General features: G+C 44.9%; 37 protein-coding genes. 22 read left to right on the forward strand and 15 right to left on the reverse strand.

Going from position 1 to position 25,812, the window contains the following annotated elements:
- The first annotated feature begins 12 nt into the window (after positions 1 to 12).
- The 4 genes from ACI49J_RS03520 to sucD are packed head-to-tail and all read left to right on the forward strand — an operon-like array spanning position 13 to position 3,491.
- Entirely contained in the window at positions 13 to 963 is a 951-nt protein-coding gene (locus tag ACI49J_RS03520) for a glycosyltransferase (protein ID WP_240252606.1), read from the forward strand.
- Positions 956 to 1,621, forward strand: a complete 666-nt coding sequence (locus ACI49J_RS03525; protein ID WP_240252608.1) for an endonuclease III domain-containing protein — start codon at positions 956 to 958, stop codon at positions 1,619 to 1,621. The genes ACI49J_RS03520 and ACI49J_RS03525 overlap by 8 nt, the downstream gene beginning before the upstream one ends.
- 2 nt (positions 1,622 to 1,623) lie before the next feature.
- Positions 1,624 to 2,637, forward strand: coding sequence for an ATP-grasp domain-containing protein (locus tag ACI49J_RS03530; RefSeq protein WP_409366463.1), 1,014 nt, complete (start codon positions 1,624 to 1,626; stop codon positions 2,635 to 2,637).
- Positions 2,638 to 2,666: 29 nt separating this feature from the next.
- Positions 2,667 to 3,491, forward strand: a complete 825-nt coding sequence (sucD, locus tag ACI49J_RS03535; protein ID WP_240253473.1) for a succinate--CoA ligase subunit alpha — start codon at positions 2,667 to 2,669, stop codon at positions 3,489 to 3,491.
- Positions 3,492 to 3,493: 2 nt separating this feature from the next.
- Here the strand turns inward: sucD and ACI49J_RS03540 are convergent, their stop codons facing one another.
- Together ACI49J_RS03540 and ACI49J_RS03545 are read right to left on the reverse strand one after the other, a co-directional pair.
- Positions 3,494 to 3,691 carry a hypothetical protein gene (locus ACI49J_RS03540; RefSeq protein ID WP_048060116.1) on the reverse strand — a complete coding sequence of 66 codons (198 nt, stop codon included), beginning with the start codon at positions 3,689 to 3,691 and terminating at the stop codon, positions 3,494 to 3,496.
- 76 nt (positions 3,692 to 3,767) lie between these two features.
- Positions 3,768 to 4,310 (reverse strand): hypothetical protein, encoded by a 543-nt coding sequence (locus tag ACI49J_RS03545; protein WP_240252612.1) that lies wholly within the window; start codon positions 4,308 to 4,310, stop codon positions 3,768 to 3,770.
- A gap of 109 nt (positions 4,311 to 4,419) precedes the next feature.
- On the opposite strand from ACI49J_RS03545, the gene ACI49J_RS03550 reads away from it, so the two are divergent.
- Together ACI49J_RS03550 and ACI49J_RS03555 are read left to right on the forward strand one after the other, a co-directional pair.
- Complete coding sequence (locus ACI49J_RS03550) at positions 4,420 to 5,136, forward strand: purine-nucleoside phosphorylase (RefSeq protein ID WP_240252614.1); 717 nt, start codon at positions 4,420 to 4,422, stop codon at positions 5,134 to 5,136.
- Positions 5,136 to 6,359, forward strand: coding sequence for an HD domain-containing protein (locus ACI49J_RS03555; RefSeq protein WP_240252616.1), 1,224 nt, complete (start codon positions 5,136 to 5,138; stop codon positions 6,357 to 6,359). Before ACI49J_RS03550 ends, ACI49J_RS03555 begins: the two co-directional genes overlap by 1 nt.
- A gap of 33 nt (positions 6,360 to 6,392) precedes the next feature.
- Here the strand turns inward: ACI49J_RS03555 and mvaD are convergent, their stop codons facing one another.
- A complete protein-coding gene (mvaD, locus tag ACI49J_RS03560; protein ID WP_240252617.1) occupies positions 6,393 to 7,364 on the reverse strand; it encodes a diphosphomevalonate decarboxylase in 972 nt (323 codons plus the stop codon).
- Complete coding sequence (locus tag ACI49J_RS03565; protein ID WP_240252618.1) at positions 7,348 to 8,316, reverse strand: phosphomevalonate kinase; 969 nt, start codon at positions 8,314 to 8,316, stop codon at positions 7,348 to 7,350. Before ACI49J_RS03565 ends, mvaD begins: the two co-directional genes overlap by 17 nt.
- A 118-nt stretch (positions 8,317 to 8,434) precedes the next feature.
- Between ACI49J_RS03565 and ACI49J_RS03570 the strand changes: the two genes are divergently transcribed.
- The 3 genes from ACI49J_RS03570 (at position 8,435) to ACI49J_RS03580 (ending at position 10,152) form a co-directional block, all read left to right on the forward strand.
- A complete protein-coding gene (locus ACI49J_RS03570; protein ID WP_012021516.1) occupies positions 8,435 to 9,049 on the forward strand; it encodes a hypothetical protein in 615 nt (204 codons plus the stop codon).
- Between the two features lie 248 nt (positions 9,050 to 9,297).
- Positions 9,298 to 9,582: a winged helix-turn-helix domain-containing protein gene (locus ACI49J_RS03575; RefSeq protein WP_012021515.1), complete on the forward strand. Its 285-nt coding sequence runs from the start codon at positions 9,298 to 9,300 to the stop codon at positions 9,580 to 9,582.
- A complete protein-coding gene (locus ACI49J_RS03580; protein WP_240252620.1) occupies positions 9,583 to 10,152 on the forward strand; it encodes a hypothetical protein in 570 nt (189 codons plus the stop codon).
- On the opposite strand, the gene ACI49J_RS03585 is transcribed toward ACI49J_RS03580, so the two are convergent.
- The gene (locus tag ACI49J_RS03585; RefSeq protein ID WP_012021513.1) at positions 10,104 to 10,424 is read right to left on the reverse strand and encodes a hypothetical protein; all 321 of its coding nucleotides are present in this window, start codon (positions 10,422 to 10,424) and stop codon (positions 10,104 to 10,106) included. The two genes, ACI49J_RS03580 and ACI49J_RS03585, sit on opposite strands and share 49 nt — an antisense overlap.
- Positions 10,414 to 10,827, reverse strand: coding sequence for a glycine cleavage system protein H (locus ACI49J_RS03590; RefSeq protein WP_240252622.1), 414 nt, complete (start codon positions 10,825 to 10,827; stop codon positions 10,414 to 10,416). The genes ACI49J_RS03585 and ACI49J_RS03590 overlap by 11 nt, the downstream gene beginning before the upstream one ends.
- 51 nt (positions 10,828 to 10,878) lie before the next feature.
- On the opposite strand from ACI49J_RS03590, the gene ACI49J_RS03595 reads away from it, so the two are divergent.
- Positions 10,879 to 11,370 carry an HAD family hydrolase gene (locus tag ACI49J_RS03595; RefSeq protein ID WP_240252624.1) on the forward strand — a complete coding sequence of 164 codons (492 nt, stop codon included), beginning with the start codon at positions 10,879 to 10,881 and terminating at the stop codon, positions 11,368 to 11,370.
- Here ACI49J_RS03595 and ACI49J_RS03600 read toward each other — a convergent pair.
- Positions 11,359 to 11,958 carry a 7-cyano-7-deazaguanine synthase gene (locus ACI49J_RS03600; RefSeq protein WP_240252633.1) on the reverse strand — a complete coding sequence of 200 codons (600 nt, stop codon included), beginning with the start codon at positions 11,956 to 11,958 and terminating at the stop codon, positions 11,359 to 11,361. The genes ACI49J_RS03595 and ACI49J_RS03600 overlap by 12 nt on opposite strands.
- A gap of 34 nt (positions 11,959 to 11,992) precedes the next feature.
- Between ACI49J_RS03600 and ACI49J_RS03605 the strand changes: the two genes are divergently transcribed.
- The 3 genes from ACI49J_RS03605 to ACI49J_RS03615 all read left to right on the forward strand — a co-directional run bounded on the left by ACI49J_RS03605 (position 11,993) and on the right by ACI49J_RS03615 (position 13,297).
- Positions 11,993 to 12,346: a hypothetical protein gene (locus ACI49J_RS03605; protein WP_012021509.1), complete on the forward strand. Its 354-nt coding sequence runs from the start codon at positions 11,993 to 11,995 to the stop codon at positions 12,344 to 12,346.
- Between the two features lie 98 nt (positions 12,347 to 12,444).
- Positions 12,445 to 12,831, forward strand: coding sequence for an HTH-type transcriptional regulator Lrs14 (lrs14, locus tag ACI49J_RS03610; RefSeq protein ID WP_193453293.1), 387 nt, complete (start codon positions 12,445 to 12,447; stop codon positions 12,829 to 12,831).
- Between the two features lie 205 nt (positions 12,832 to 13,036).
- The gene (locus tag ACI49J_RS03615) at positions 13,037 to 13,297 is read left to right on the forward strand and encodes a sulfurtransferase TusA family protein (RefSeq protein WP_012021506.1); all 261 of its coding nucleotides are present in this window, start codon (positions 13,037 to 13,039) and stop codon (positions 13,295 to 13,297) included.
- Here the strand turns inward: ACI49J_RS03615 and ACI49J_RS03620 are convergent.
- From ACI49J_RS03620 to ACI49J_RS03630, 3 genes are all read right to left on the reverse strand, one after another.
- Positions 13,283 to 13,630 (reverse strand): helix-turn-helix domain-containing protein, encoded by a 348-nt coding sequence (locus ACI49J_RS03620; protein WP_012021505.1) that lies wholly within the window; start codon positions 13,628 to 13,630, stop codon positions 13,283 to 13,285. The two genes, ACI49J_RS03615 and ACI49J_RS03620, sit on opposite strands and share 15 nt — an antisense overlap.
- A 69-nt stretch (positions 13,631 to 13,699) precedes the next feature.
- A complete protein-coding gene (locus ACI49J_RS03625) occupies positions 13,700 to 14,119 on the reverse strand; it encodes a CoA-binding protein (RefSeq protein WP_240252634.1) in 420 nt (139 codons plus the stop codon).
- Positions 14,120 to 14,209: 90 nt separating this feature from the next.
- Positions 14,210 to 14,758 carry a hypothetical protein gene (locus tag ACI49J_RS03630; RefSeq protein WP_240252635.1) on the reverse strand — a complete coding sequence of 183 codons (549 nt, stop codon included), beginning with the start codon at positions 14,756 to 14,758 and terminating at the stop codon, positions 14,210 to 14,212.
- A gap of 157 nt (positions 14,759 to 14,915) precedes the next feature.
- Between ACI49J_RS03630 and ACI49J_RS03635 the strand changes: the two genes are divergently transcribed.
- The 5 genes from ACI49J_RS03635 to ACI49J_RS03655 are packed head-to-tail and all read left to right on the forward strand — an operon-like array spanning position 14,916 to position 19,720.
- A complete protein-coding gene (locus ACI49J_RS03635; protein WP_240252636.1) occupies positions 14,916 to 15,950 on the forward strand; it encodes a lipoate--protein ligase family protein in 1,035 nt (344 codons plus the stop codon).
- Positions 15,947 to 16,846, forward strand: coding sequence for a radical SAM protein (locus ACI49J_RS03640; RefSeq protein ID WP_240252637.1), 900 nt, complete (start codon positions 15,947 to 15,949; stop codon positions 16,844 to 16,846). The genes ACI49J_RS03635 and ACI49J_RS03640 overlap by 4 nt, the downstream gene beginning before the upstream one ends.
- Positions 16,843 to 17,910 (forward strand): radical SAM protein, encoded by a 1,068-nt coding sequence (locus ACI49J_RS03645; protein ID WP_240252638.1) that lies wholly within the window; start codon positions 16,843 to 16,845, stop codon positions 17,908 to 17,910. Before ACI49J_RS03640 ends, ACI49J_RS03645 begins: the two co-directional genes overlap by 4 nt.
- Complete coding sequence (locus ACI49J_RS03650; protein ID WP_240252639.1) at positions 17,911 to 18,732, forward strand: hypothetical protein; 822 nt, start codon at positions 17,911 to 17,913, stop codon at positions 18,730 to 18,732. It abuts the gene before it with no gap.
- Positions 18,695 to 19,720, forward strand: coding sequence for a histone deacetylase family protein (locus tag ACI49J_RS03655; RefSeq protein ID WP_240252641.1), 1,026 nt, complete (start codon positions 18,695 to 18,697; stop codon positions 19,718 to 19,720). Before ACI49J_RS03650 ends, ACI49J_RS03655 begins: the two co-directional genes overlap by 38 nt.
- Here ACI49J_RS03655 and ACI49J_RS03660 read toward each other — a convergent pair.
- Positions 19,685 to 20,938, reverse strand: a complete 1,254-nt coding sequence (locus tag ACI49J_RS03660) for a DUF1641 domain-containing protein (RefSeq protein WP_240252642.1) — start codon at positions 20,936 to 20,938, stop codon at positions 19,685 to 19,687. The genes ACI49J_RS03655 and ACI49J_RS03660 overlap by 36 nt on opposite strands.
- A gap of 43 nt (positions 20,939 to 20,981) precedes the next feature.
- On the opposite strand from ACI49J_RS03660, the gene ACI49J_RS03665 reads away from it, so the two are divergent.
- A complete protein-coding gene (locus ACI49J_RS03665) occupies positions 20,982 to 21,305 on the forward strand; it encodes a PIN domain-containing protein (RefSeq protein WP_012021496.1) in 324 nt (107 codons plus the stop codon).
- On the opposite strand, the gene ACI49J_RS03670 is transcribed toward ACI49J_RS03665, so the two are convergent.
- The 4 genes from ACI49J_RS03670 to ACI49J_RS03685 are packed head-to-tail and all read right to left on the reverse strand — an operon-like array spanning position 21,283 to position 23,903.
- Positions 21,283 to 21,846 (reverse strand): thioredoxin family protein, encoded by a 564-nt coding sequence (locus ACI49J_RS03670; protein ID WP_240252643.1) that lies wholly within the window; start codon positions 21,844 to 21,846, stop codon positions 21,283 to 21,285. The two genes, ACI49J_RS03665 and ACI49J_RS03670, sit on opposite strands and share 23 nt — an antisense overlap.
- Complete coding sequence (locus tag ACI49J_RS03675) at positions 21,843 to 22,184, reverse strand: hypothetical protein (RefSeq protein WP_048060113.1); 342 nt, start codon at positions 22,182 to 22,184, stop codon at positions 21,843 to 21,845. The genes ACI49J_RS03670 and ACI49J_RS03675 overlap by 4 nt, the downstream gene beginning before the upstream one ends.
- Positions 22,174 to 23,496, reverse strand: a complete 1,323-nt coding sequence (locus tag ACI49J_RS03680) for an NAD(P)/FAD-dependent oxidoreductase (protein ID WP_240252647.1) — start codon at positions 23,494 to 23,496, stop codon at positions 22,174 to 22,176. The genes ACI49J_RS03675 and ACI49J_RS03680 overlap by 11 nt, the downstream gene beginning before the upstream one ends.
- A 5-nt stretch (positions 23,497 to 23,501) precedes the next feature.
- Positions 23,502 to 23,903, reverse strand: coding sequence for a DsrE family protein (locus ACI49J_RS03685; RefSeq protein ID WP_240252649.1), 402 nt, complete (start codon positions 23,901 to 23,903; stop codon positions 23,502 to 23,504).
- A gap of 248 nt (positions 23,904 to 24,151) precedes the next feature.
- Between ACI49J_RS03685 and ACI49J_RS03690 the strand changes: the two genes are divergently transcribed.
- The 3 genes from ACI49J_RS03690 to ACI49J_RS03700 all read left to right on the forward strand — a co-directional run bounded on the left by ACI49J_RS03690 (position 24,152) and on the right by ACI49J_RS03700 (position 25,688).
- Entirely contained in the window at positions 24,152 to 24,514 is a 363-nt protein-coding gene (locus tag ACI49J_RS03690; protein WP_230842420.1) for a DsrE/DsrF/DrsH-like family protein, read from the forward strand.
- A gap of 18 nt (positions 24,515 to 24,532) precedes the next feature.
- A complete protein-coding gene (locus ACI49J_RS03695; RefSeq protein WP_240252650.1) occupies positions 24,533 to 24,775 on the forward strand; it encodes a sulfurtransferase TusA family protein in 243 nt (80 codons plus the stop codon).
- 70 nt (positions 24,776 to 24,845) lie between these two features.
- The gene (locus ACI49J_RS03700) at positions 24,846 to 25,688 is read left to right on the forward strand and encodes a 4Fe-4S dicluster domain-containing protein (protein WP_240252652.1); all 843 of its coding nucleotides are present in this window, start codon (positions 24,846 to 24,848) and stop codon (positions 25,686 to 25,688) included.
- The last annotated feature ends 124 nt before the right edge of the window (positions 25,689 to 25,812 follow it).

A 25,812-nucleotide genomic window follows, 5' to 3' on the forward strand; every position in this document is an offset into this window, starting at 1 on the left:
TTATAGTTTAGCATGAAGAGGCTGCTCATTATAGCGAGCGGAGGGGGACATACAGGATTTGCCAAGGCCATCGCAGAGTATTTACCCTTTAAGGTTGACTTCGTGATTCCTGAGGGCGATGGAAACTCTAGGAAGCTCTTGAGTCCTCATGCTGAGAAGATATATGAGGTTAGTAAGCCTAGGGATCCGAAGAGCCCAAACACTTCCTTGGTAACAAAGGGGTTTAGGGCGCTCTCGCAATCAATTTCCCTTCCAAGCTATGACGTGGTCATTGCCACTGGCTCGAATCATTCAGTGATACCTTCTCTATTTCAAAGATTGAGGGGTTCCACTCTCTTTACGCTAGAAAGCCAGGATAGGATCGTGACCAAGGGAAAGGCAGTGTCCGTGTTATCGCACTTCTCCAAGGGAGTTTTCCTTCACTGGAAGGAGCAATCCACGCTTTACAAGAACGGGATAGTGGTGGGGCCCATTCTTCAAAGGAGAAAATATGATCCAGTGGACGAGGGTTTCATCCTAGTCACCGCGGGGACCGAAGGTTTCAAAGCCCTTTTCGACAGGATTTCTAGTCTAGGGCTAGCAAATCTGGTAATGCAGACTGGAAAGATATCCCCTGAGCCATACGCGAAAAGTGGCATAAGGGCATTCAGTTTTGATCCAGATATTGAGAGATTTATCTCAGGAGCTTCCCTGGTAATAACTCATCAGGGTAAAACAGCCATGGAGTCAGCCGTGCTCTATGGGAAACCCACAATCATAGTCTTTAACAAGAGCCTCACCAGGGCTGCTACCCATGAGGATGTGAAACTATACTCCGAAATAATAGGTGCAGAATTTCTAGACGATCCATCCACTTGGGAAGACGAGGAATTGCTTAAGGCCATTCAGAAGCGTAAAAAGCCCAACTATTACGAACCTGGGACAGAGAGGTTAGTGAAGGTGATCATGGATTATCTTGAATGAACTCGTTAAGCTCTTTGAGGAGAATAAGGAAGTCATAAGACACACAGGCTGGGTTATTACCGATCCCAAATCCTATGAGTGGTGGGATGGCTTCGATTCAGCCGATAAGATTGTGATCTCAGCCTTTCTTGTCCAATTGACCAAGTGGGAATCAGTGAAGAGGGTAATTGGGGCACTCGAGGAACACGGACTTGCCAAGGTGGACTCCATAGCAGAGCTGGATCTCCCGACTTTAGAGAGCTATTTCAGACCCATCAATTTCTACAGGACTAAGGCTAGAAGGGTTCTGAACTTCGCTAAATTTGTTAAGGAAATGGGTGGTCTAGACAAAGTCCTATTGCTTGAGAGGAGGCCTCTACTTCTGACCCAGGAGGGCGTCGGTGAGGAGACCGCTGATTCCATCCTTCTCTTCGCGGGTCACCAACTTGTATTCCCAAACACTGAATATTCTAGGAGGGTACTAGGGAGGGTAACTGGGCAGGAAATGAGGAAACGTGACTTACCCAACTTCGTCTACCATAATGTTCAACAGGACCTATACTTGTATAAGATTTTGCATGCTGGTTTAGGTGCTGTTGGAAAAGCTTTTTGTTTACTAACCAAGCCTAAGTGTGATAGATGCTTTCTTAAACAAGTATGCGAATATAATTATAGATAACCATGAAGCTTTACGAGTATGAGGGAAAGAGGCTTTTTTCGCTCGTTAACATCCCAGTGCCTCGCGGACAGGTGGTGAAGTCCCCTGTTCACGTTCAAGGGAAGGTGGTGGTTAAGTCACAACTACTTGAGGGCGGTAGGGGAAAGAGGGGGCTTGTTAGGGTAACTGAGGACAGTTACGGTACGATTCAAGAACTCATGAAGGAAGGTATAAACACATTCTTGATAGAGGAATTTGTCCCGCACACCAGGGAAATATACCTTTCAGCTGTGATGGATCGAGAGACTGGGAACCCGATGATAGTGGCATCCCCGTTTGGTGGGATAAACATTGAGGAGAGTAAGGACGTCAAGACTTTTGTTATCCCCATAGATAGAAAATTAATGAGGTACGATGTGGATGCGATCGAGAAATATGTTGGGTATAGGGGTCTCGGAGGGGTCATAGAAGGTTTACTTAGGCTAATCTTAGAGTACGATGCTGAATTGGCTGAGATTAATCCGCTCGCTATCACCGAGAAAGGTCCTCTGGCTCTCGACTCCAAGGTAATCCTAGATGATAACGCACTGTATAGACACGAAGAACTGTTAAAGGAACTACAAAGGGAGAAAGTTCCAGCGGATTCCTACGTCGAACTGGAGGGAGACGTGGGTATAGTGGGTAATGGCGCGGGTCTAACAATGGCAACCATGGATCTCGTGAAACTAATGGGGGGAAATCCGGCTGATTTCCTAGATGTAGGAGGTGGTGCGGATACTGAAAAAGTTGCGTCTGCAGTAATCAGAGTTGGAAGTAACCCCAAGGTGAAAAAGATAGTGATTAACATTTTCGGTGGAATAACTAGGTGTGATGAGGTAGCTAAGGGGATAGTGGAGGCCTATCGTAAGATAAACAAGCCCATTTACGTCAGGTTAACTGGCACGAATGAGGATGAAGGGAAGAAAATACTCCAAAGTCAAGGGATAAGAGTTTACGAAGATGCATTAACCGCAATAGGTGATGCCCTACGTTCATAAATTCACAGACTAGGGTTCTTGTTCAAGGAATCACAGGGAAGGAAGGAAGCTTCCATACCTCAATGATGCTGAAGTATGGAACGAAGATTGTAGCTGGAGTCACTCCGGGGAAAGGAGGAACCCAGGTGAACGGAGTTCCGGTCTATGACACTGTCAAGGAAGCTATTAAGGAGCATGAGATAGATGCGTCCATAATCTTCGTTCCTGCACGTTTCGCCAGTGAGGCCGTGTATGAGGCAGTAGATGCTGGGATAAAGTTGGTCACGGTTATCACAGAACACATACCCGTCGTTGACGTGGCTAAATTTGTTAGGTATGCTAGGGCTAGGGGTACTAGGATAATTGGACCTAACTGCCCAGGGCTCATAGTACCTGGTGAGTCATTGCTAGGAATATTGCCAGCGAAATATTTCAGAAAAGGTACAGTGGGTATAGTGTCCAGGTCTGGTACCCTAACCTACGAGGTATCCCATCTTGTCGGTGACCTGGGTCAATCCACGGTCATAGGAATAGGGGGAGATCCCATAATTGGGACTCAGCTTCAGGAGGTCGTTCAAGAGTTCGACAAGGACAATAACACTGAGGCCATCGTGATCATAGGAGAGATAGGGGGAACGATGGAGGAAAGGGTGGCACAACTGAAGAAGGAAGGAAAGATCGAGAAACCCATAGTGGGTTACATCGCCGGACTTACTGCTCCGAAGGAGAAAAGGATGGGTCATGCGGGGGCAGTGGTCTACATGGGGATGGGAACATTTGAAAGCAAGATAGAGGCATTCAAGAAAGCCGATATACCCGTGGCTAAGACACCGTATGAAATAAGAGATATCTTGACCAAAATAGTGAGGAAATGAGCTCAGCTGGTTCTAGGTTTTATTGTTATTGTTCCTGTGTCCTCGTCCACCTGTAGCATGTATCTTTTTCCGAATTTTTCTACCATTGACTTTGGAATATATAGGTTTAGAGGAAGAGTGTAGTACTCGTATTCATAAACCTTTCCTCTAACCTGTTTCTTTCCCACGAGCCTCTTTGCCTCGACCTCTCTTTCTTTCATAAGATAATAGTAAGGTCTCATTTTTTAAAACCTTTCTTTAAGCAGTTCCTTCTTTAGTTCCAAAGTAAAAGTAAAGCTAGTATAATCTAAATGTCTTGTTAAGCATATGGAACACAAGCTCGTTTTCTAGAACCGATGGGGTGATTCTGAAGACTGAGGCCTCAAAGGAGCCGTCCGAGAACCTTATCTTGAGATAGTAGATGAACCCATTTGCCGAGAAGATAGCTAGATAGACGCAGTCGTTATACTCGCAATTTGGGCCTATTGTGAGCTTTGCCCTTTCCCCATTAACTATGGTGAACATTGTCTGTAAGGACCAATCGGAGACATTGATCACCTCAAGCGAATCCACGATAAGTTTATACACCAGTCCTATCTGCGATATCTCAAAATCCTTTTGTGAGGGAGTGATCTCCTCTTTTCTTGCCCTGGAGAGGACCTCGGTTAACTCCTCTTCCGTGAGCGAGAGAACTAGTTGTTTGTCCTCGATGTAAAAATGAACTAGTCCGTCAATGGGTGGTGACACATGGATGGAGTTAACCCTAAAGGACTCTAGAACTCCGTTAAATCTAACACTATTTCCCTCAAGATCTACGACAACCTTTTCATTCTTTTCCATCACTAATTAGATTTATACGCGGTTGTATAAAATCGTATTATAAGACACGATGGGAATGGCCATATCAAGTCTACGCTAATCTTAAAAGTTCCATGAAGGGATATGCTAGATGAACCCCGTACACATCCTCGCAAAGAAGGGAGATGTCGCAGAGAAGGTTTTAGTTGTAGGAGATCCCGGAAGGGCGGAGCTACTCTCTTCATTGTTGGAGTCCCCCAAACTGGTTAACAAGAACAGGGGCTTCCTAGTATATACTGGTCTGTACCGTGATACTAGGGTAAGCGTTGCAACCCACGGTATAGGAGGACCATCAATGGCCATAGTTTTTGAGGAGTTACATATGCTAGGGGGCAATACATTCGTTAGGCTAGGGACGGTCGGAGCGCTTAGGCCCGAAATAGGCCTCGGGGAGTATATTATCCCAACAGGAGCGTCGTACAATCCAGGAGGACTTTTCTTCCAGTATGTGGGAGATCTCACATCAGTATCGGCGACGCCTGATCACGACCTTGTGTCTAGGCTCATTACTCAATTCTCCTCAGCTGGATATAGATTCCATGTTGGAAATATTTTCAGTAGTGATGCGTTTTATGCTGAAGATGAGCACTTCGTGAAGAAGTGGTCAGAAAGGGGGAACATTGGCGTAGAGATGGAATGTGCCACCCTCTTCTTTCTGAGTAGATTGAGGGGAACCAGGTCTGCCGCGGTGGTGGTAGTAAGCGATAACCTAGCTACTGGAGGTAACTGGATTTCCAAGGAGGACCTCGAAAGAAGCGTTATCAACGGTGCAAAATCGATTTTAACCGTATTTTCGGAAATGAAATAATGAAATTAATAAGAGATCCAGTTCACGGTTACATAGAGGTACCAGATAGGCTACTTCCCATCGTATCAAATCCCCTTTTTCAGCGTCTAAGATACGTGAAGCAGACTGCCTTAGCTTACATGGTGTACCCCGGGATGAACCATACGCGTTTTGAGCATAGCCTCGGGGTCATGCACCTTTCCCTTGAGTTCCTAAAGTACATCCGGGAAAATTCCTCCCTCGAGTTAGACCAGGAGGTCATGGAACTGATAGCTGTAACTGCGATGCTCCATGACGTGGGTCACCTTCCCTTCTCCCACACCTTCGAGAACGCCCTTCAGGTCGCGAGGCAGGTTTATGGCGTAGATGTGTTTGAGAAAGATAAGAAAACCCACGTAATTCTAGGTACTCAACTGATTGAGAAGGGTCTCGCATCTGACCTGGAGAAGAATTTCAAGACATTTGAGGACCCCGTCAAGTTCGTCACTAGAGTGCTGATGGAGACACCGCGTAACAGGGAAGAGAAATTAGCTCATCTAATAATTTCCAATTTCATCGACGCAGATAGGAGCGATTACCTTCTCAGGGATTCATATTATGCAGGCGTGGAATATGGACAGTTCGACATCGAGAGGATGAAGAGATTTCTATATTTTGAGAATGACATGTTGGTTGTTCTAGGCAAAGTCTTGCCTATAGTGGAGCAATTTCTCCTTGCAAGGATGTACATGTTTCAGAACGTGTATTTCCACAGTGTTGTTGGAATGTATAACGCTATTCTTTCACAGGCTATAGCCCAGTTACTTAGGGATGGGATCATAGAGATGCCAGTGGAAGTGGAGGATTTTTTAGTATTCGATGATAATTTTGTGATTTCCAAGCTACAACATGTTAGGCGTGAGTTACGCGATGCCATAATGTATAGGCAAGGTTTCAAGAGGATCAAGATGGAACCCAGTCCTAACTGCATTGGGAAATTGGAGTCGATAAAACAGGAGATACATGAGGATATGAGATCGTCGGGTGGTCTCCTCATTTATCACGAATTCAACGATGTTCCATATAGGGAGGAGAAGGATGAGGCTGTTTATATACTCACCCCTCATGGAGTGGAAAGGTTGAAAAGGGTATCTCCCTTGATTGGTTCACTGAGCGAAATAAGGAAAGTGGTCGTGGGATATCACGTGAGCAGAGACGATCTGGGAAGAAAGTATGAGAAGATACTGAGCGAATGTAAGGACTAGATATATGCCTTGGGTTAACAGAACTCTAGGGAGCTAGATCAGATAGGGACCTTTGCCTACCCTGCTTACAATGGTCTTCGTGCTCCCGACTTCGTTTAAAAATTTCAAGACCTCATCCACGTCCTTTTCCAGTACGAATATATGAGGATTAGGCCCAGCGTCAAAGGTATATGCAGCCTTACCGAACTCAACCACCCATTCCATCACCCTGAACGATTTCTCGTTAAGATAGTTCATGGGAGGCCATGAATCTAGGATTACTGCATGCATACTGTTGCTGTGTCTCATTGTTAGTTGAAAGAACTTACTAGCATTCCTAGTTCTAATAGCGTCAATGACTTCGTTGAATGTTTCCTCTATGAATTGAAGTCTGCATCTCATTAGAGCAGAACTAGTAGCAGTGTTCTCCATTCCCGTTCTCGAGGACATCTTCTTTTTCTCCTCTCCGAAAATAGGTATAATATCCACAAGATCTGGCCAATGATCAGGAGGGAAAATTTCCTCGCAGAAAGAATCATCTCCACTCTCTAGCTCACCCCTATTCCACTTTACAAATCCGCCGAACATACTCCTGCAAGCACTCCCTGATCCAACTCTGGCAATCTTGGAAAGTTCTCGATTACTTAATCCAAGTCCCAAGGCTGCATTTGAGGCATAGGTCAGAGCTGCAATTCCTGCCGCTGATGACGCTAATCCAGCTGAGCTGGGAAAATTGGTTGTGGACTCTACCCTTGCAAATAACTCTTTTCCGTATAGGTCCCTGAACCTCCTTAAGACTCTTCCAGCGTACTCCCTTACCTCGTTTTCGCTTAACCTTTTACCGTTTATGATTACCTCATCCTTATCAAGGGACTCATCAAATGTTACCCTGGATCTAACCCACAGCGAGTCCAGTGATATGGAAAGGGAGGAGTTTAAGGGTAGGTTTAGTTCCCTATCTCTTTTTCCCCAGTACTTTACTATGGCAATGTTGGATGGCGCTACTGCCTCAGCTTCTAGCTTCAATTTTCACACCTTCATCTTGTTTCACATTAATGGTTCTAATGCTCATCCTCTCCCAAGTCTCCTTGACTCTCGCAAGGTTCTCCCCTAGAGCTAGTATGAGATCTCCTCCACCTGCCCCGGGCATCAGGGATATCAAGGCGCCGTTTTTCTCGGCTAGGCTCATGAGCTTTCTGTCCTCTTCTGTTTCAATTTCCACTCCTACCACCTCTTTCGAAAGCAGGTTTAAGTTCTGTCTAGCCAGCTTTATGTGTGGAACTGCAGCGTCAATTTTCCCTAACCTCAACAGCTTTATTGCGATTTCATTATCTATCTCAATCTCACTCATTAGTTCCTTAAACCTTGGATTGTTCTTGGTATCCTCAAACCTCCTTACTAGATTCACTGTGCTGGCACTCCTTCCCGTAAAACCTAGAAGTATCTGTATGTTTTGTGGGATATCTAGCCTTTCCACCACAGAATCAACCTTGTTGATGTCATTGTATCTCCTGTATATCACGCTACCGTAGGTCGCCGCAGCTATATCGAAACCGCTACCAATTCCCTTCTGTCGTCTATAGTTCGCCCTCTGTGAAAGTTTGTACACTAGGTCCACATCAAACTTTCCAGTTACGGCGTAACTGAGGCAAGCCGTCAATGCCACTGTCCCTGCAGACGAGCTCCCTAACCCAGTTTTCTTCCCATCTATCTGAAATGCAGGATCATTTATGAGATATACCCTCAAGCGGGGAATATCGTAGATTGTTCTAACCTCGTTGAGCACACTGTCTATGAGTTCGTTCTGGCCTTCGGAGAAGTCACCATACGACGTTATAAATTCTAGTCTTTCCGACTCCTCACATCTACACCTGACCCTCTTGTCAATTGCAATGACATGCGATATCCCACCAAATACCACCGAGTAGCTCCCGATCCACAGGACCTTCCCCGGAGCACTTGCTTCAAAGCTTTGCATCACGTGTAGTAGCTTGCTTAGGCGATAAAACTATTCCAGTTACACTTTCCGCGTTTTAGGATAAGTACCTTCCTCGGGAAATAGCTAATTTCTTTATTCAAGATTATAGAATTTTCACATGGACTTTCTTGACAAGAAGCACAGGACAGTTCTGGTGGCAATAGCTAAGGAGGGTTATGGAGGAGTATCCATTGATCAACTCTTTACCACGCTATCTCCATTTCTTAGTAGGGACTCCATCGTGAAACTTATTGAGGATTTATACTTCTCCCAGTACGTTTTGGTCGTGAGGGATTCAGGCGAAATAAGGTATATAGCGAGTAAGAACGTCAGGAACGCAATGATTTCGCTGGAGTTCCAGAGGTATAGGTTAACCAAATTTCTCGAATCGCTTAAATCCCTCGGTTCAACTCAAGAGAGACCGAAGCCTGAGGAGATATCTAACCTTGTGGAAAAGGGGCTTAGAATAGTGTCCACAGGTTACATTCAGCTTCTTTCCGAAGTCCCTGAGCTCACCATTCCTGAGTACACCGAGATGATGGAGCTTCTAAGCAAGGAGTTATTCGGGAAACTGATTCAGACACTTGAGAAGGAGACGTCGAATGATGAACTAGAGAAATTAGTGGAGTTGATCGGTAAATATCGTGGAGAGAAAGACGCAGAGGTAATAAAGAACCTAATGTCCTTAACAGCGAAACAGAATCAATCCCAATCAGGATCATCGAAGACGTAAGAGATTCTTAGGTCGAGCTTGTTTCTGTCAAATAGATAGCAATTTTGATCGAAGATTAGAACAAGTCTAAAAATTTCAATGCAGTTTTTCCCATAAATATCCTTTTTGGATAACGAGTCTAACCCCTTCTTGTACTGAAACTGGCCAATCAAGATCTACTAGTCCTTTTGGAATTTTACATTTTGTTAGCCTGTCCAATCATGATGTGTAATGGAAATACTTAAAAAGAACAAAGGTAATATTCATTCATGAGATCACGAAGGACTTCTATAGAAATAATTGCCGATATTCTCGAGGTTGTTAGTAGTGGTAGTGGTAGTAAGTCCTCAATCATGAAGAATGCAAATCTGAGCGAAGGGCTAACAGAGAAATATCTATCCATACTAAAGGATAAGGGACTGATTAAACAGAAAGATAGTTCATTTGTGCTTACCGAGAAGGGACAGCAGATCCTTTCTAACTTCAGGGAAATCAGAAAACTTGAGCTGAGATTGGATGAACTCTTAAATTCAACGCTGAACGAATTATCTTAGATGGCTACAACATTTGTCCAGGAGGCGCTTTTATTTTCGCTAATAATCCTGTTGGAATTAACGCTTTCATACTACGGTCTTCAAAGACTTGTGAGGAAACTAGAACCGGCATCGCAGAAGGTTGAAGATCTGTTTCTACTATACACCTTCAAGCAAATTGTTAGTTTCGTTTCAGATAACGACCTGGTTCAACAGAGCCTAATTGGGTCACTGATTGGGATGAATGATAGGGATCTACTGGATTTCATGAGAACCAAAATTGGAGATATAAGAAGCCAGCTTAGTGAAATTGGGGACAGCATCAACAGGTTCGAGAAGGCCCGTAGGACAATTTCGAGAATATTGACAATGTCTCTTCAGGTAAGGGTCATGATTATGATCAGCATACTTGGCTTGGCCCTTGTGATCTTGTTGCCCTATGACGCCGAACTGATGGACCTAGGACTGATCTACGGAATCGAATTAGTTGCGCTCTATTACACCTTTCTATCAATCTTCCTGTATATATCCCTGTCAAGGGATTACTCTAACGTCTTAAAGTCCATAGAGAGTCTTGAGACCTCTAAATAAGCTAGGAGATCTAGAATTTTCCTCATGTAGACCTTGACGAAGTAATATACCTTGTAATTTCTAAAAACGTTCTCATCCTCCTGGAGAATGTTGATGTAGGTATCTGGATCATACCTCTTAACATTAAGATTTCTACCATCTATGGATAGAGAGTTAGGGCACTCCCTCTTCGAGACAATGAGTATTTCATTGCCATTTATTCCAGCAAGCATAACATCCCATTTACCTACCATCTCAATAGCCTGAAGCACTACCTCTTTGTCACTTAGCAATTCTGCTGGCCTCCTTTTCGAATACCTCCTTCACTTCACTTAAGGGCTTGAAGGCATTCCTGTCCATCTCGTCAACCCTGATCTTCACAATCCAACTCCCGTATGGATCATCGTTAAGCAAGCTAGCGTTATCCAAAACCTTTCTATTTACCTCTATCACCTCGCCTTGAACCGGAAACCTGAACTTACCTACCCACTTGGCGCTTTCCACCGTGAATACAGGCGTCCTAGGATTGATCTTATCTCCCACATTTTTAGCAGATACCTGGAATATCTTTCCAGTCATGTATTGTCCTAGGTCTGTGACACCAAGAGTTAGAATGTTACCCTCTAGCTTTGCCCACACATGTTTCTCCGGATCGTAGAGAAGGTCATCAGGAAATGAAAAGCCATTTATTTGCATGTGGAATTTACGGTAATCAATACTTATAAATCTTAATTTATTAAAAAACCCATGGATTTTGGGATATGGCTCGACGGTGTTGTCCTAGACGTGGATACGACGGATTCCCTCTATTCCAATTACAAGGGCGGTAATGTACCAGTCCCCATGACCACTAGAGTGAACGTAGATTGGCCTGGGTTTTACGAGAAGGTTAGGCCTAGGGCTCGGATTTACCTTCTCTCCCCTTACTCATGTGAAGACACTCAAGAGATATTGAGGAAAGTGGGGCTGGCCGAGAAATTTGTGTGTAACACAGGAAGAACTAAGCCATCCAAGGAACCAACGGAGAGGCTTGTAACGGAGAACGGGCTGGATCCCCTGAACCTAGTGATTATAGGCTCGTCTCCTCTGGATCTCCTTTCAGCGAGATTCTACGACTCCAGAATAAAGGTAGTATGTGTGGTGAGAAGGGCAGATTGTTCTAGGTACAGTCCTTTCATTCAGGGTAAGAATCTTAACGAGGTTCTAAGTTCTCTAGAAAGGCTGAAATTACTGCCATAGGTACTTGGTCTTATCATCTACTCCTGCGATCTTAAATGCCATTTTTCTCGACTCGCATTGGGAGCATCTTCCGCAGTGAACCCTATGACCCAGTAGGCATGAATAGGTATTCAGGGGATCCATACCATGCTCAATCCCCATCCTCAAGACGTGGGCTTTGGATAGCCCCAAGAATGGGAAGATCAGACCTATGCGGAGAGCCTCGGCAAGTTTCCGTAGAGCAGATATAATCTCAGGCTTATTTGATTCATACTGGCACTCCTCACTTACTGTGAAAACGTAAACAGCCGAGTAACCCATTTCCGAGGCATATGTTAGTGCGAAGGGGATGGTCACGGCATTCCTGTGCCTGATGGGTTCATGCGGAATAAGGGACTTTCCTTCTCTGAAATAATCTCCCACCTTTTTCATGTTCACCTCGATTAATCTCTTTCCAAGTTTCTCGCAGTTAATCCTCGCGTACTTCACTTGCTCCTTGAATGCTCTTTGACCGTAATCGATAGTCATGCAATCGTAATCCATTTCCCTGAACCTGTACATTCCCGCTGTCGAGTCGAGACCACCAGATACCAGGAAAAGGGACTTCATGCTTTTTTAAATAATATGAAACGAAAATAAGTTAATGGAAAGCAAGGAGAATGAGGCTAAAAAACTTGCAGCCACATATGCCAGGTGGCTGCGAAATCCAGAGGAAGCTCTGTTTGGGAAAACCGGGAAAGGCGTCGTGATGCAAATGTATAACGCCATAAAGCAGGCTAAGACCAAGGAAGAACTGATTCAAATCTTAGACCTATCCAAGTACGAGTTGACTAAACAAACTTTCAACGATATGACTAGGTTCGTTAACGAACTTAGAAATAAAATATCTCAAATGCCTGACCAGGAAGCTATAAACTTTACAATTGAGGTAATGAGATACTTTCAGATATCACTGTTTACTAAGCTCGAGGACATGAAGAGGGGGCTTTGGGCTTGATCTGAATATTTTATTCTTGCAATAATCACGAGATACATTTTTGCTAAAATAAGCAAAGATTTATATATACGTTTTTACCACATATTATGTGAGTTAGAATGGAAGTCCAAAAATTAAAAGCTAGACTCCCTTCCGGAAGGGAAGTAGGATTGGTGGAGGCACTAAGCTTCTGCTACGACATTTCTGACACGGATTTTCAGATACTTAAGGCACTGATAAATATGGGACCGAAGACCGAGGATGATTTAGCCTCGGTGTTGAAGCTCAGCAAGGCATCCATAAACAGGTCGGTGAATAAATTAATCTCCATTGGATTCGTGGAGAGGGTTAAGGATCAAGGATCTAAGGGAGGCAGGCCTAGGTACATATATAAAGCAGTTGATGCGGAAGCTCTTACTGATAAGATAGCAAAGGACTTCGAGTACTGTGCTCAGCTCTTTAGTGGTCTAACTCCTGCAGAGCTCAAGAGCTTTCCGAAGCCTTAGGGCACTTGTAGCGGAATCTCTCGGGCTCTCTCATAAAAGTGAGCTGGCATATCTCAGTATCAAAATAGTACACAGTTTCCTCATACTTTTGCTGATAGGGGGTGCATTCAGCTTCAAATAGCCTGTTGCAGACAGGACATACAACTTTCATGGTTTCTCTCATGATTAAGAAGACTTTTTAGCTTTTTGGGATTCATTAAGTTGCATGGAGGAGCTAAATCTTTTGGATCTAGAATGTCCTGAACCATTCATGAAAGTAGCTGCAAAGTTAATGAAAATGAAAGAGGGCAGGCTAAAGGTCATGTTTAAGGATCCCAAATGCGACGACATGATAATGGAGGCTGTTAAGTTGATGGATTGCAAGGTTATAGAGCACGTTTCTCAGAATGGAACCTACACTCTAGTTCTCGAAAAGAGATCCTCATCCGGAAATGAAGGTAAAGTACAGGAGTTAGGAGGTTGCTGACAGTATTTTTTCAGCACATCTCTTGAGGTCTGCTTTGACTCTCTCCTGAAAGCTGTCTGAAATGACGTAAAGGAATTTTGGCCTTCCAATCTTCTTGCCATCAACCTTGATCCTTTCAACTAATCCAAGTTCTATTAGCTTCTTCATACTATTTTCCACCGTAGTCTTACTTAGCCCCATTATCTTTCCGAGCTCCACTGACGTCTTTGGCTCGCCAAGTTCAATTAGTTTAAACAGGCACTCAACGTCGGTATCGCTAATCTTATAGCAACATCTTATGCTCTCTTTCCTTTCTTTTAATGTGTCCTTGAACGTGTCGAAAGCTTCCATCATAAATATTTATAAAGTATGTCCATTAAAAACTTTTTCTATTTTTTCAGACATCATCCCAAAACCGCGACATTATTCTCCAAAGAGTTTTACGTACTCCTTGTACATGCACTTATCCTGGATAACTATCAGACCTTCGGCCCTGGCCCTCTCGGCGGATTTATCATCCCTTATTCCCTCTTGGAGCCAGACCGCCTTTACGTCATTTCTTTCCCTCTTCCTATCCAGTACTTGGTCAATAATTGCAGGGACATCCTTTGAGGGCCTAAACACCTGAACAACTTCTATCTCATCCTGGATATCCTTGAGTGAAGGATAGGACTTCCTTCCGAGGATCTCTGTTACAGTGGGATTCACGGGGTAAACTACGTATCCATGTTCCATGAGGAACTTGGGAACCCTGTGCGATGGTTTCTCTGGATCCTTGGAAAATCCAATTGTAGCGATTCTCTTGAAGTTGGTTAACACATATCTTATCTGGCTTTCTTCCATCAATTCATATAAGGGTCTAACATTTTAAAAGTTAATACTAGGTTTCCAACTCAATTATCGAATTTTACACGGTATTTGAAGAGATACAGGTTACCTTTCGCTCAGCAGGAAAATGAAGAACGCAATGGTTATGGTCCCAATAATGACGTCCAGAACCCTATCGAGGTTTCTAGGCACACGCAAGGTTACCACACCAACAAGTATGATTGAGAGACTAGTCACCACGGCGAACCAGGCTATCACTCCCGCTCCCAGAAGGACTGACCCCGTATTCATGGCCAGAATTATGGTAACTATCTTGGAAGGGGTAACGTTAAACATGCCCTGAAGAAGGCCTGTACTCTTGGGTTCAACTTCAAACTCCATTCCGAATATTCCTGAAACCAAGAGAAGAACGCCGAATATTATCCCCACTAGGTCAGACGCTACCTCTATCTCGGCTTTCGCGTAACTGAAGTAGATTAGAACAAGAGAAATTGGAACTGCTATCAAGGCGAAACCCGCAGAATGAAATACCGCCATCTCCACCAGTTTCCTACTCTTTTTAACCAACCTTGCTGACGAGATGTGATCTGGTTCGAGGCCGTGAGCTATAGCGATTAAACCCACGGTCACCAGTATCCCTATAACGTTTATCACGCCTTTCCCTAGTCTTACCTTAAAAAATACCTTGTTGACACCTTCACCCTAAACTATTGCCACCCCTTGCTTAAAATAAACAAAAAGTAAAAAGATACTTATAATAAGTTTTTTGGGGAAAATCTTTATATATAATATCCTACATTAAGTAAACGAAATGCCCAATTTTAGGTTTATTGTGGAGAGGGGACCTCAGCACAAGATCCTTGCCGGCGAGGAGGCCCTACTGGATTCCATTGCTGAGGGATCAGATCCCATTCTCAGGTTTGTAATCTTTGATCCCACTGCTGTCCTCTTGGGATATCACCAGTCTGCAGAGCAGGAGGTTAACTTGGATAAGGTAAGGGAGAGGGGATGGGATGTGAGTAGAAGACCTACGGGCGGAGGAACAATTATCATGGGCCCCGATCAGCTGGGCTGGGAGATATATTCGGAGTCATCACTTTTGGGAGGTTCAGTGGAATCAGCCATTAGGCGCTCGGCTGACGCTGTTATATCAACCCTCTCCAGGTTTGGGATCAAGGCTAATTTCAGGCCTAAAAACGACGTTGAAATAAATGGTAGAAAGATTTCAGGTTTGGGAGCGTTCTCCGTGGGAAAGTACATCTCGGTGACTGGAACTATTCTACTGGACTTTGATGTACAGGCCATGGTAGATACGCTAAAGTTGAGCACCGAGAAGATGAAGGACAAAGTCTCAAAGGACTTCAGGGAGAGAATAACCTGGTTAAATAGGGAACTGGGTTTCTCTGTTCCCATGGAGGAACTCATAAAGGAGGCTAGATTAGCCTTTCAAGAGTCGCTTGGTGTGGAACTTCTCGACGGGAAATACTTACCCAGAGAGGAAGAAAATATCAGGGAACTCGAGTTAAAGTATAGATCGCAGGAGTGGGTTTTCGGTCTAAGGAAAACCTTGGAAGGGGAGGACGTTAGGCAGGGAGAGATTAAGCTTCCGGGAGGGCTCTTCAGGGTTCAGGTTAAGATGGCGGGGAAGGGACTAATACAGTCGGTTCTAATCACGGGAGACTTCTTCGTTGAGCCTAGGAGGAGCATTTACGACCTTGAGGCTAGGTTGAAGTGGTCCAGGGTGGAGGACCTTAGGAAAGAGGTTTCGGATTGGTTTCAAGGGGTTAAGTTTCTAGGGGTGGACAAGGAGCAACTTATTCAATTTCTGGAGGGATTAGTGAGATGAAACCCATATTCTTCTATGCTCCATCACTTAAGAGGTACGAGACTGATTACCTTAGCTCGGAGGAAGGATGGAAACCTATCTCGGTGACAGGCACGTCCTGCGCCTTTAGTTGCAAACATTGCGAAACTAGGGTCCTTGAGGGAATGGAGGACGGATCCACGAGAGAGAAGTTCGAGAAAATACTTGAAAGCGTCAGTAAGGCAGGCCAGAAGGGCGTAATCCTGTCTGGAGGATCTTCACCAAGGGGGGACGTCCCCGTGTGGAAGTATAGCGACGTCCTCAAGAAGTACCCAAACGTCACTGTGATAGCTCACACTGGAGTTGTGAAATCCAGAGAAATAGCTAAGAGGTTCAGGGATAGCGGGGTAAAGATCGCCTTACTGGATATGGTCGGGGACCAAGAGACCATAAACGAAGTTTTAGGTCAACCCTTCACGGTTGACGACTATCTTAGCTCCTTTAAGTACCTTAAGGAGGTAGGAATAAAGATTGCGCCTCACGTAATAGTTGGACTTAGCAAGAGGGGAGTAGAAGGAGATCTTCACGCACTGGAACTCCTGCAGGAAGTTAATCCGGATGCCGTGATTGTTGTGGGCCTGATGCCCCTGGTAGGAACCCCCTACAGAGGAGTCAAGGAACCCTCCCCAGAGGAATTAGGAAAGGTTCTCATGAGAGCTCGCGAGCTCTTCACCTCCCCCGTTATGTTAGGCTGTGCCAGACCTAGGGGGAAAGCCTACCTTGATGTGGAGAAAATGGCAGTAGATCAGGGAATAGACGGTATGGCTTTTCCCTCGCAAGAGACCATAGAGTACGCCATGGGAAGGAGGGAGGTGGTTCTTAGCCACGCATGTTGTGGCAATGTGATACATGACTTCCTATTACGGGTGTCCCTATGAATCTAAGAATAAATGAAGTAAAATCCATAAGCAGTCCTGATTGGGTAAGGCTCAGCTTCGGGGCAGACATGGTACTAGGTTTTTCACCTGGAAAGTTTCTGAAGGGAGCTCTGAACACTACCATCAACCTTCTCCAGTACTATCCAGATGGTTGTAAGGCAAACTGCATCTATTGCGGTCAAGCTAGGGAGGTCAGTCAAGGCCCTGAGTGCAAGACCCTAATAAGGGTGGAGTGGCCATTGCGTCCCTTGGATACGGTCCTTGATAGGATAAAGGAGAGACAGGGAGATCCGAACTACGGACTACAGAGGATCTGCGTTGGCCAACTAGCTCATCCCAGGGCATCTCCCGACTCTGTGGAGATAACAAGGAGAATCAGGGAGAAGGGAATAGAACTTCAAATCTCCGAGTTAGTTACAGCCACCTACACAAGCAAGGACGATATGCGCAAGATGAAGGAGGCAGGTGGAAACATGATAGACGTTGCCATAGACGCTGCTAGCAAGAGGGTATTTGATGCCGTGAGAGGAAAACCCGTGAGAAGCATGCACAGCTGGGAAAGATATATCCACGCTATAGATGACGCAGTTGAGGTCTTTGGTAAGAAGAACGCTGGAATACATCTAATAATTGGGCTTGGCGAAACCGAGCAGGAAGCGGTTTCCCTTATGCTCTACGCCCATTCCAGGGGTGCCAAGATAAGCCTCTTTGCCTTCTATCCGGAGGAATCCACACCCATGGAGAATAGGAAGCCAGTTCCTGTTCATGTTTACAGGAGGATGCAGATCTCCAGGTGGTTAATAGAGAACGACTTGGTTAAGCCTGAGGACTTCGTTTTTGACGAAAAGGGGCAGCTGGTGGACATCAACCTGAGTTCCGACATCACTCTCCAAGAACTATCAGGTGCATTCCTCACTAGCGGATGCCCTGGGTGCAATAGGCCCTACTCGAACGAGAGACCTGGAGATAGGTTGAGGAACATTCCATGGTATCCAAACGAGAAACAGACGTTAAATGCGATTAAGTCCTCAAGATTACCTCTGGCGAAGAGGTTCCTGAACTAAATGAACTTTCCTGAGGGAAGCCTAGTCAGTTTTTTCACCAGTGGTTTTCCTTCTCACGTGAATGCGTCTGCTGTGGATGTAGGCTTTTACGATAAAGTGGAGTTCATCTCCTTTTTTAGCGGGGTAGTTCTATCCGTGGAGAAGTTTAAGGTGGGGAGACCCAACAGATTTGCGGAAACGGACCATGACTTCCTTATCCTGGTGAAAAGTAATTCCAAGATCCTAAAGATACTTCACGTTGATCCCTACCTCGAACCAGGAGAGGAGATTAAGCCAGGTGAGGCACTAGGGAAGATGATATCCTCTCCCTACACGGGAGGAGATTTCAGGCACGCCCACATTGAAGGACTCAGAATTTCTTTTCCTGCGGTTGAGACACCAGAGGAGAAGGCCATAGGTAACGTTGTTACAGTCACCGAAAATTTCATAGACGTGAGGCTATCCACCTACGCCAGTGCCGGTAACTTCACTGGTCTAGGTTGTTGCGGTGGCATACTAAACGCGAGTCTTCCATACACCGGTTACGGTGGGTTAATCGGGATCGAACGTAAAGGGAAAATCCTTGTGGGGAAGAGGGAGTACCGCATAGCTAGAACAAGGCGTAATCTCAGCCTCTTTGAGGGAAGGAGAGGACTCATTAAGAACTGGGAATATGACTCAGTATTTAGGGTGATGGCCAACAAACCTGTGGACGGTCCACCTCTCCTGGAGAGCATCCTCGCGTTCAGGGGAAAACCCATGGTCAGGATATTTGGCAAACTTGACCTTAAGGAGGGAGACGAAGTTGACGTATGGGCACTCATTAGGGATAATCTGGGATGAAAGGTTTAGGGAGATCTCCTTCTCCCACCCCATGATAAGGGACGTTTCCAAGAGCAGAATCGTGAGGTTTAGGGAGCTGGTCTCAACTCTTAATGTCTATTTCATTTCTCCTAAACCCGCCTCGTATGAAGATCTGCTTGAGGTCCACGATGAGAGCCTTCTAAGAAAGATCAAGGAAGTTAGTTCCCTCCCTTACATTGGCTTCCTAGATTCGGGGGACACGGTTCATTACCCTGGCATGTTTGACGATATTCTTCTGGTTGCGGGATCTACTCTCACGGCAATCTCCATGTCAAGGTTCTTCGACTCAATTTATATTCCGCTGGGGGGATTTCATCACGCCACGAGATCAAGATCCATGGGTTTTTGCCCCATAAACGACGTTAACTTAGCGATATCGAGACTCATGAAAATGGGAGAAAGGGTAGCTCTGGTTGACGTAGACGCCCACCACGCGAATGGAGTGGAGGAAATGTTCTATGACAAACCAGTGCTCAAGATCAATATTTTCGCTTATGATGGCAAATTCTTCCCGGGAACCGGTGATTACAGGAGAAGGGGGAAAGGAGAAGGGACGGGTTACAACTTCAATGTCGGGTTACCTCTGGGCTCTGCTGACGACTCGTTTCAGGAGGCATTAAGGTTGCTCGATGTAGTTGAAGACTTCAAACCATCAGTCCTACTCGTGGTTGCCGGGGTAGATGGGCATAAGGATGACGGACTCAAATCCCTCAATCTGACCACGAACTCCTTCAATTTACTGGGTCTTAAGGTGAGCAGGTTAGCTAGGAGGGTTAACGCAAGGATTATTTCCTTTGGAGGAGGAGGCTACGGTCCAGGTTCAGCACCTTCCATGTTTTCCTTTGTGAAGGGACTCATGGGAAACAGGTCAGAGGATGAAATACCCACACAAGATGAGGAAAAAAAGGCTTATGTGAAAAAATTAGTGGATTTACTCCTTGAACGCCTTCCCAGTAGCCTTGAGTAGGGAGGTCATTATTCCAAGGGCATACTTGGAATCTGGGTCCCTTGTCAGGCCTGCTAGTCCTCCTATACCCACTGGTTTCACGTTTGGCAGATCGCTAGCCCATATCTTCATGGCCTTGGCGAACTTCTCCATGACTGAAACCATTGTATCCACCAGTTGTGGATCTGCCATTACGTCCATGAGTTTGTACATCCTATCCATAACTCCAGTTCTCTGCAGTTCAGCAAACTTCATCATTAGGTTGATCATGGAATCCATGTCCATCTGAGCGAGAGCCTTAACTGTTTTCTCGTCGGTCAGCTTCTTAAGTATGGGCATTGAGGCCTCAAAGGCTCCCAGCATGCTCTCCACATCTAGTTGCTGGATCAGTTTAATTGCCCTATCACTTGTGAGCTTTTGCATCATGGGCATTAAGGAATTCATAGCCTTGAGTAAACCGTCAATGTCCATCTTCTGAATCATGTTAATCGTATCCTCGCTGGTCATCTTCTCCAGGAGAGGCCACAGAGCCTGAACCTTCCCTATCTGATCCATACCAAAGGCTATCAGGGTATTTACTAGGTCGGTCTTCTGGACAGTGTCAAGTAGAGCAAGTCCCTGTTGCATTAGGTTCATGAGATTATCCAGTTGGCCAGACTTCTGCATCTCGCTCATCATGTTAGCTAGTTTGGTGAGGGTTGGTGTCATGGTTTCGGCAGCGCTCAGAAGCGCGTCCATATCTAGGCTTTGTATTATCTTCAAAGTTTTCTCACTCGTCAGCTTACTAAGTAGTGGTGTCAGGGATCCCATATACTCTAGGAGAGAGTCGTAGTCTATACTTTGTAGTACCTTTATCGCCTTATCGCTAGTTAGTTTGTTAAGTACTGGGGCGAGCTTCTCAAGAGCTCCTAGGGTGGAGTCTATATCGAGTTGCTGGATAATGTTAATTACCCTATCACTGGTCATCTTCTCCAGGAGAGGCCACAGAGCCTGAACCTTCCCTATCTGATCCATACCAAATGAAACTAGCGTATTCATCAGGTCAGCCTTCTGCATCGCATCAGCAATGCTCACAACTTGCCCCAGCATATCCAACATGAAGTCTAGTTCCCCTTTCTTGTCCATCTCGCTTAGTTTCTCAGCGACCTTCTCGAATGTAGGGAGAACATCCATTAGTTTAGTGACTTTTTGTAAATTTTCTTCCTTGAGCAAAATTTCCAATGGATCCTGTTGCGACATACTGTTTCACTACTCCTTATATATCATTACTTAAATAATTTTAATGAATATGTTTGCCGTAATCTCACCGAGTTCCTACCCTAAGCTAGCACTTATCCTCGAGAAGTTTTCAGGGTATAAGTTAATCGTCACCACGTACGGTGTCTCCTACGCACTCCAGAATCACATTAACATCGATTACGCTCTGGATAGGGGTGTGTGGGTCAGAGCTTACTCGCATAAACCTGGGACCTTTTCTGGCCTACCCATGCATGAGGCAGAGGCGATAATGGTTGCGTCAGATTTACAGGCAATATTAATTGCTTCAGATGAAAAGGTAAAGAAGGAGGCCGAAAGGCTAGGGGTTAAGGTTGTGTCCCCTGACTAGAGCTTGACTTAACTAGCATCTTCAGGACAATGTTAGGAGGAAATCCGCCAGGAATTTCAGTTTTTTCGTTAAGGACGATCTTTGGAACGCTCAAGACGTGATATTTCTTAGCTAGATCGTCGTAAGTTTCACTATCTATGATCTCCAGTTCTACGTTCTGGTTAACTAGGGCAACTTGGTAGAGAAGCTCAGCTGCGATGGGGCACTTGGTGCAATCAGGTGTAACAAATAGCTTCACGTTACCTCTTACCATTTTAGCCATGTCCAGCTCCTGCGGATCCAGTTGAACAGTGTTGGTGGATATCCTGAGCAGGGCATTTAGGAAAGGCCACAGCTCATTTACGGCGGGAATACCGAGATACGAGAAGTGCTTTCTGCCATTTGACCACACATGAATCTGAGGTTTTTCGCATCCTTCATTTTCCTCTACCTGAATATTAGCCCCGCTAAGTTGAGATATCAGTTCAGAGGCCTTACAGTGGTTTATCTTAAGATCTTTTATAACCTTGAGATATTGCTTAACAATGCTATCGTAACTCACATGAAATACCTCAAACTCTCAATTCCCTCAAGGGCTTTAATTAACTTTTGTTCCAATTCATTTCGATCATTAAAGTGAACAATCACTTCCACTGTCGTCTCCCTTAGCGCATAGGTTACCGGCATACCTATCCCTTGAACTAACCTTGATGCCCTAGCGTAATACGTTCCCATGGTTACTAGATCGTCAAGTTTCTCCTTGCCTGTGGGAAGTGGTATGGGTATATGAACGTCTGTACCCTTAACGTAAAAGGAATAGTCATCCATAGTTATCATTTCAACGTCACCGCTCTTTGAGTAGGAGAAGTTCTTCTTCTCTAGGTATTCCTTAAGTTCCATTTTTATCCTTGAATACATCTACATCCAAGTTAAATAATGCTTTAGCTGTATTGCTTACGCTCTCTGAGATGGAGGGATGAACAAATGGAACTAGGGCTAAATCCTTTGCCCTCATTCCGGCCTTAATTGCAATTGAAACGATGTTAATTATTTCTTCCGAATAATGAGACACCACTTCGCCAAAACATATCCTATCCTTCTCGTCAAAACCCAGCCTCACGTACCCTTCCCTGATACCATGGATGATGGCTCTGGTCGAGGCACTAAGCGGGAAAGTACTAAACTTAACTACGTTTCTCCTATTCCCCACCACTGCAACTTGAGGATCTGTGTAGATTACCTGCGGTACAACCGAGTAATCAACCTCCACAGGTTGTCCAAGGATAGAAAGGGACGCAACAATTCCCTCCATCATCGCAGAGTGGGCTACCTTCCTTTCCTTATCCACAACGTCACCTACGGCCCAAATCCTTGGATTGCTGGTCCTCATGTACCTGTCGACCACTATCCCATTGCAGTTAACCTTCACTCCAACGGAGCTAACGTCTTCGGGAATGTTTGGTCTCCTCCCGGTGGCGTAAACTACCTCCCCCCTAAACTCCCCACAGGTGGTTTTCAGAAGCTTGCCATCCTGATACACAGGTTCGCAATTTTCCTTCACTGTAACTCCATCCCATTCCAGCGAATCTAGGATGATCTTCCTTGCTTCTTCACTCATTTCCTGGAGAATTCTCCCTCGGGTGATGAGGGATACAGAAGATCCTAACCTGGCGAAGAACTGGGCTATCTCAACGCCTGCAAAACCACCTCCAACCACTACCATCTCCTTAGGGACATAATTCAGGTTTACGGCCTGATCCTCAGTAATCCCACCCTCTACTCCCTTGATTCTGGGCAGAAGAGGGGAAGAGCCCGAGGCAATAATCATGTTATCGTATTCTATCTCCTTCCCGTTAACCTCAACCACCGAACCCTTAACTCTAGCTTCCCCTATTAGCGTAGTTCCACCGGCATTCTCCACTAGTTTTTGTCCAGCGTCAGAAAGGTATTCTATTAACATGTTTCTAGATGCAAATATATCTCTCGCTCCAACATCTATTGTCAATCCCTTATAATTTCCAATCTCTGAGAACCTAGAGAGGGAAAAAGAAACATCGTATAAAAAAATACTTGGAACACATCCTGACCTTACACAGACCCCTCCGAACTTCTCCTTCTCCACCACGAGCACATTTTTCCCATTTCTAGCTAGTACAGATCCCGCTACGTAACCGCTAGAGCCACCGCCTATTACCACGACGTCAAATTTCATAGGAATCAGAAGAATAGTGTTCTGTCCGCATCCAGTGTTAAATCTATTAGGGTTGATCCTCCCACAAGCTCTATTCCGTCCACAACGTCGCTTTCATTCATGTGGCACATATCCTTAAGGCTTTGGACGCACACATACATCTTTACGTTGTTGTCCCTTGCCATATCGAAGAAGTGTATGAATGGGTTTCCTCCCTTCTTTCTTTCATCTTCCTGCCATTTCTTGGACAGCAGTAATGGACCCTTTATCATGAAGAACACAGATGTCTCATATTCCATCGAGGCGGAGATTGATGCCATGAAGAGGGGGGCGTAGGTCCTGTCCAAATCCTCCGGTCCGTGGGTCACAACTATGAGTATTTTCTTTTTCTGTTCCTCCTGTGTTTGTTCAGTTTGGGTTTGCGCCAAGTCTATCCCTCATGATTATTTAATTTAGCTTACTTATATTTTTTATCAAACATATTCATCTAGGGATCTCTAGGGAAAAGAGGGTAAGTATCTTACATACCTATCTAATTGATAATTAAAGAATGTTTTTACAAATTATAAACAACACCACAAAGCTTAAATATTTTTGATATAAAAGATATTTTGGTGAAAGTTTGGCAGGAAAGAAGTTATCCATAATAGTCTTCTCAGGAACAGTAGACAAGCTGATGCCTGTGGGCATTCTCGCTTCAGGCGCAGCTGCCTCAGGATATGAGGTTAACCTTTTCTTCACCTTCTGGGGCTTAAACGCAATTAGCAAGAACGGAATGCAGGCACAACCACAAGTCGATAAAAACTACGAGCAAATGGGTCCAATGATGATGAAGAGGATGATGGACATGAAGTTCCCCATGTGGCATCAGATGGTTAGAGAAGCCAAGGAGGTTGGTGAGGTAAAGGTCTACGCATGCTCCACAACCATGGAATTCTTCGGTCTAAAGAAGGAAGATCTAGCTGACTTCGTGGACGACGTGGTTGGCGTTGCAACCTTCCTGGATAGAGCTGAGGGAGGGACAACCCTATTTATCTAAACTCTTAAGGTGGTATAAATGTCACAAGAGGTAAAAATAGCCAAAACCCTAGATGTAAAGGGAATGTATTGTCCTGGCCCTGTAATGGAGACAGCCAAGGCAATAAAGCAAATAAATGTGGGCGAAGTCCTTGAGGTCCTCGCAACTGATCCAGCTGCTAAGCCAGATATTGAGGCGTGGGCGAGGAGAACAGGACACCAAATTCTGGACATTCAACAACAGGGCGGTGTAACTAGGATCCTCGTGAAGAGGGCCAAGTAACTTATTTTATTTTAGATTTTTTTTAACAAAACTTATAAGTCACCTTTTGTCATTATTTACCTGTGGAAAGATGGCACAAGCAAAGAGTATACTCCAACTACCCGATGATCCAAGATTTCTAGACATGGCATACGAAGTTCAAGGTGCGGTACCGGAGGAGGATAGAAACCTTCTCTCGAACCTATCGCCTCAGGATAGGGAGACTGCCTTAAAGTTCTGGCAGGCCGTAAAGTCAGATTTTAGATACGATGAATATCTAAGAGGTTGCTTGAACTGTGGGGTCTGCACTTCGGGTTGTCCCGCAGCCAAGTTCTACGACTTCGGTCCCAGGGAAATGATACAGTACATGATGAGGGATGAGGTAGACAAGATATGGGAGTTCACAAACAAGAAGGTATGGGCATGCGTGCAGTGCTACACGTGTTCCATGAGATGCCCCTTCAACAACGAAATAGCCGGGCTTATCATGCTCCTAAGGGAGTACTCAGTTCAATTCGCACTACCCTCTGCCAAGGAAATCCTTGCCCCATATAGAAGGGTCCTCTACACCGTGTTAACCATGGGTAACCAGGTAACTCCAGACATGATCCAGCCGGATGCCTTCCCAGACTGGGGTCCACAGGCCGTCGAGGAGTCCAAGAACATGGATGTTTACAGGAAGGCCATTCCAGTGGACTTGATGCAGAGGACAGATATAGGATGGCACCCCTCACTTCAGACCGCAGTGGAAATGATGACAATAATGATTGAGTCGGGAGTCATGGATTCACTCAAGGGAGTTGACAAGGACCTCTACGACATGATAATGGACATCTATGAGGACAGGAAATCCCAGTTAGAAGAGATTAAGGAGAAGTGGCAGAAAGGGGAACTGGACGAGAACGAACTTCCAGACAGCTGGTTAGATCTTTAATCTTTCTTTTTACCTTATTTTCCCTTTTTCTCGCTATTTGCTAGAGTATAGAAAAACCTTTCATAGTTACATAAAATGTTTAATAAGTAAAGTATATAACCCTGAGGAATAATAATGATTGAAG

It is taken from the genome of Metallosphaera sp. D4-4 (genome assembly GCF_046245145.1).
In the GTDB taxonomy this organism is placed as follows: Archaea; Thermoproteota; Thermoprotei_A; order Sulfolobales; family Sulfolobaceae; genus Metallosphaera; species Metallosphaera sedula.